We start from the raw sequence: 767 nt of genomic DNA, 5'->3' as shown, positions 1-767 counted from the left end.
CAATGTTAACGTAGCGATCGCCTGGTCGCACGATAATATCGATATCAGGATTGACCTCAGCCAATAATAATGGTGGCTGCGTTAACACCAATCTTTCACCAACAATACTCAGTTTGGCTTGCAGCTCTTGTTGCCAATTGATGGTTCCAATCAAGGTACCTGTACCTGTACCACTATTAAACTTACCGTCAATAGCTGCTTCTGTCCCGCGGATTTTTGCTGTAGCGTTTATTTTGGATAAATTGACTGGTAGGTCAAGCATCGCAACACGACCATTAGCAAGTTTTACATCGCCATAAAACTGGGGCTTGGTTAAGGTGCCGCCAATGCCGCCTGCCATCGTAATATTACCTTCTAATACGCGCATTCCTGGGAAAAACGGCTTTAAGATAGCCAGATTAAATTCGTTAAGTACTAATGCCCCTGATATTGGTTTAGGCGCTTTGTACGGATCTACGATGGCTTCAGAGTAACCGCGAGCACCGTTACCAGTATTGACATCTGCACGCAGTTTTAATCCTTCAGGAACTGATAATGCGATGAGTGATATACGCTCATAAGGGATGGTTACAGGTGCAGCATCACCATCTTGAATCAGACCTATTTTGCCATTGTCAGAATATAGCGTTGTATTGATGGTAGGCGGTTTGCCACGTTGCCAGCCGACAATAGCTTTGCCATTAATTTGACCATGCCAATCAATATCTTTGGGTAAGAACACTGAAAACAGTGATGTATCAAGCTTTTGTAAAGCCAAATTAACATTA

Annotated in this window: 1 protein-coding gene; it reads right to left on the bottom strand. The window is 43.2% G+C overall.

What is annotated here, in order from left to right:
* On the bottom strand, positions 1–767 hold a 767-nt coding region (locus tag ACS8FD_RS19660; RefSeq protein ID WP_439277104.1), incomplete at both ends, for a translocation/assembly module TamB domain-containing protein.

Source organism: Psychrobacter sp. 1U2 (assembly GCF_051847575.1).
This window is presented reverse-complemented; position numbering and strand designations above follow the sequence as displayed.